The 3,657-nt window shown below is 69.4% G+C and carries 4 protein-coding genes; 1 reads left to right on the plus strand and 3 read right to left on the minus strand.

Annotation, left to right across the window (positions count from 1 at the left end):
* Positions 1-55: 55 nt before the first annotated feature.
* Genes ABJK26_RS06750 through ABJK26_RS06760 form a run of 3 tightly spaced genes read right to left on the minus strand, consistent with a single transcriptional unit; the run spans position 56 to position 3,151 of the window.
* Positions 56-1,018 carry an amino acid ABC transporter permease gene (locus ABJK26_RS06750; RefSeq protein WP_347241519.1) on the minus strand — a complete coding sequence of 321 codons (963 nt, stop codon included), beginning with the start codon at positions 1,016-1,018 and terminating at the stop codon, positions 56-58.
* Positions 1,015-2,121, minus strand: coding sequence for an ABC transporter permease subunit (locus tag ABJK26_RS06755; protein ID WP_347241520.1), 1,107 nt, complete (start codon positions 2,119-2,121; stop codon positions 1,015-1,017). The genes ABJK26_RS06750 and ABJK26_RS06755 overlap by 4 nt, the downstream gene beginning before the upstream one ends.
* Before the next feature lie 4 nt (positions 2,122-2,125).
* Entirely contained in the window at positions 2,126-3,151 is a 1,026-nt protein-coding gene (locus ABJK26_RS06760; protein ID WP_347241521.1) for an amino acid ABC transporter substrate-binding protein, read from the minus strand.
* 191 nt (positions 3,152-3,342) lie between these two features.
* Between ABJK26_RS06760 and ABJK26_RS06765 the strand changes: the two genes are divergently transcribed.
* A complete protein-coding gene (locus ABJK26_RS06765; RefSeq protein ID WP_347241522.1) occupies positions 3,343-3,621 on the plus strand; it encodes an aquaporin in 279 nt (92 codons plus the stop codon).
* The last annotated feature ends 36 nt before the right edge of the window (positions 3,622-3,657 follow it).

Genomic DNA, 3,657 nt, shown 5'->3' on the forward strand with positions numbered 1-3,657 from the left:
ACGTGCAGGGGGCCGAACCACTTGTGCAGGTTGCGGATCCTTATGATGGGCTCCATCATCTCGCTCCGAGGCCGAGTCCGCGCTCTAAGAGGCGCCCTAGGTAGGAAAAACTCCCGCTCACTAGGAGGTAGACCAGGGCCAGGAAGAGGTAGACCTCCCGCTCCAGGCCCACGTTCTGGGGGTTGGCCAGCACCGCCCGGGCCACCCCCATGAGGTCCAGGAGGCCGATGAGGGCCACCAGGGAGGTGTCCTTGAAGAGGGCGATGTACTGGCCCACCAGGGCCGGGATCACCGCCCTTAGGGCCTGGGGCAGGACCACGTAGCGCACCGCCTGGAAGGGGCTCAGCCCCAGGCTGAAGGCCGCCTCCCACTGCCCCCGGGGCACGGCCTGGAGCCCTCCCCGCACGTTCTCCGCCAGGTAGGCGGCGGCGAAGAGGGTGAAGGCCACCAGGGCCCGCACCACCTGGGGCACGCGCAGGTCCTGGGGGAGGAAAAGGGGTACGGTGACGAAGGCCAGGAAGAGGAGGGAGACCAGGGGCACCCCCCGCACCCCCTCTATGAAGGCGATGGCGAGAAGGCGGAGAGCTGGAAGCCGGGCCTGGCGCCCGAAGGCCAGGGCCACCCCCAGGGGAAAGGCGAGGAGCATGGCGCTGGCCGAGAGGAGGAAGGAGAGGAGGAGGCCGCCCCAGAGGGTGGGGGGCCAGGGGAGGAGGAGGAGGCTTCCGAGGAGCCCCAAGAGGAGGAGAAGCCTGGGCCTCGGCACCGGGAGCGCCCGCAGGCCCCCGAGCCACCCGAGGAGGGCCAGGGCGAGGAAGCCCAAGAAGCCCGCCACCCGCGGGAGTTGCTTTGGCGGGAGCTGGCCCACGAAGAAGTAGGGGAGGTTTTCCCCCACCACCCGCCACTCCGCCCTAAAGGCCCAAAGGAGGAGGGCCTGGCCCAGCCAGCCCAGGAAGGCCAGGAGGAGGAGGGAGAGGAGGGCGTTGCCCGGGGTGCCGAAGAGGGCCTTGAGGAGCCTCATAGCCGCCACCTCAGGGCCACGCGGCGGTTGTAGGTGTTCACCGCCAGGCTGATGCCGAGGCTCAGGGAGAGGTACACCCCCATCACCAGGAGGATGGCCTCGAGGCTCCGGCCCGACTGGTTGGCCACGGTGCCGTACACGGAGAAGAGGTCCGGGTAGCCCACGGCCACCCCCAGGGAGGTGTTCTTGGCCAGGTTCAGGTACTGGTTGGCCAGGGGCGGGACGGCGATGCGCACCGCCTGGGGCAGGACGATGAGGCGGAAGGCGTCCCGGCCCTCGAGGCCCAGGGCGTAGGCCGCCTCCCACTGCCCCTTGGGCACCGCCAGGATGGCCCCGCGGAAGACCTCGGCGATGAAGGCCGCGGTGTAGACCACGAGGCCGAAGAGGAGGGCGGCGAACTCGGGGGAAAGGAGAATCCCCCCCCTGGCGCCGTAGGCCTCCTTCACGGGCGGGAGGAGGTAGAGGGGCGGGCCTCCCAAGACCCAGCCGAGGAGGAGGCCAAGGAGGAGGGCCCCCAGGGCCAGGGGAAGGCGCCGCCTGAGGAGGGCGAAGGCCAGGAGGCCAAGGGCGAGCCCCAGGGCCCCCTGGCCGAGGCCCACCTCGGGCAGGACGAGCCCCCGCTGGGAGAGGAGGGCCCCGCCGAAGGAGAGGGCCTTCTCCCAGGGCGGGAGCTTGAGAAGGATGGCGAAGTACCAGACGAAAAGCTGGAGGAGAAGGGGGGTGTTGCGGATGGCCTCCACGTACCCCGCGCCCAGGGCCCGGGCCAGGGGGTTTGCCGAGAGGCGGCCCGCGGCCACCAGGAGCCCGAGGAGGGTGGAAAGGACGAGGCCGAGGAGGGCCACCTTCAGGGTGTTGAGAAAGCCGGCCAGGAGGGCCTGGAGGTAGGTGTCCGAGGGGTAGAAGGGCCTCAGGCCCTCTCCGGGGGCGTAGGTGAGCCCCTCGCTCAGGCTGAAGCCCGCCTCCTCCCGCAGGAAGCCGAAGCTAAAGGGGATGCCCTGGGCGGCCATGCGGGCCCGGGCCTCGGCGAGGAGCGCGAGGAGGCCCCAGGCCACGAGACCCAGGACCAAGGCCTGCAGGAGGAGGTCGCGTAGCCTGGGGGCCATGGGCTTAGCGGAAGGGCGGGCTGTACATCAGGCCGCCGTACCGCTGGAGGGCGTTTAGGGTGCCCGTGCGGGGGATGTAGAAGGGGCTCTTGGGGCCGAAGAAGCGGTCGTAGATCTCCCCGTAGTTCCCCACGGCCCGGATCACCCGCACCACGAAGTCCCGGGGCAGGCCCAGGTCCTGGCCCAGGGTGCCCTCGAGGCCCAGGAAGCGCCGGATCTCGGGCACCTCACTCTTGAGGAACTGGTCCAGGTTCTTCTGGGTGATGCCGTACTCCTCCGCCTGGATGGTGGCGTAGACGATCCAGCTCAGGGCATCGCGCCAGCGGGAGTCGTTCTCCCGCACAAAGCCCGCCAAGGGCTCTTTGGAAATGGTCTCCTTTAGGATGACGAGCTCTTCGGGCTTGGGGGCGGTGGCCCGGTAGCCCACGAGCTGGGACTTGTCGGCGGTGAAGGCGTCGCACCGGCCCTGGAGGAAGGCGTTCATCACCTTGGCCCCGTCCTCAAAGGTGAGCACCTTGGCGTTCCGCCACTTCTGGGCCCGGATGTAGTCTGTGATGTTCTTCTCGTTGGTGGTGCCCTGGGTGGTGCAGAAGGTGGCGTCCTGGAGCTCCCGGAGGGTGTTGGCCCGCCCCTTCTTCACCATCACCCCCTGGCCGTCGTAGAAGGTGACGGGCAGGAAGTCCACGCCCAAGGCGCCGTCCCGGTTGGCGGTGACGGTGGTGTTGCGGAAGGCCACGTCCACCTCCCCGTTCTGCACCGCCTGGAAGCGGACCCTGGCGTCTAAGGGCACGTAGTCCACCTTGTCCGGGTCCCCGAAGAGTGCCGCGGACACGGCGCGGCAGAACTCCACGTCAAAGCCCGTGTACTTCCCCGTCTTCTGGTCCAGGAAGCCGAAGCCGGGGAGGACGGCGTTCACCCCGCAGACCAGGCGGCCCCTGGCCTTCACCACGTCCAGCCGGGACTGCTGGGCGAGCGCTCCTGTGAGTCCCAAAGCGACAAAGACCACCCCGAGCAGAGCCTTGCGATTCATAGACCCTCCTTTTCGGGGGCGATTTTATAGGCCTCCTCGTGGGGTGTCAACGGCGAGGGGCCTTGTCCGTGGGGGATCCTTTTCCCTGGCGCCCCTTTGCGCTTTCGTGCCTCCAGGCAGGGGCCCACCTGAACAGGAAGGTCGGCCTGGGGTAGCCTGGTTGTAGCAAGCCATCTATCCGGAGGTGGCGTATGGAGCGCGGCAAACCGCTGGCGGAGGCCCTGGGAACCCTGACCCTCCTCCTGGTGGGGACGAGCGCGGCGGCCGCCGCGAAGGACGGGGTAGCGGTGGCCCTGGCCCACGGGCTCGCCATCACCCTGATGGTGGTGGCCCTGGGCCACGTTTCCGGGGGCCACTTCAACCCGGCCGTGAGCTTCGCCTTCTTCCTGCGGGGCGGGCGAAATGGCGGCCTACTGGGGGGCCCAGCTCCTCGGGAGGCTTGTGGGGGCGGGGCTCGCCTCTCTCCTTAGCCTCGAGGCCCCGGCCCTGGGCACGCCCAAGGCCGC

Origin of the sequence: Thermus sp., from assembly GCF_039793865.1 — a bacterium.
In the GTDB taxonomy this organism is placed as follows: domain Bacteria; phylum Deinococcota; class Deinococci; order Deinococcales; family Thermaceae; genus Thermus.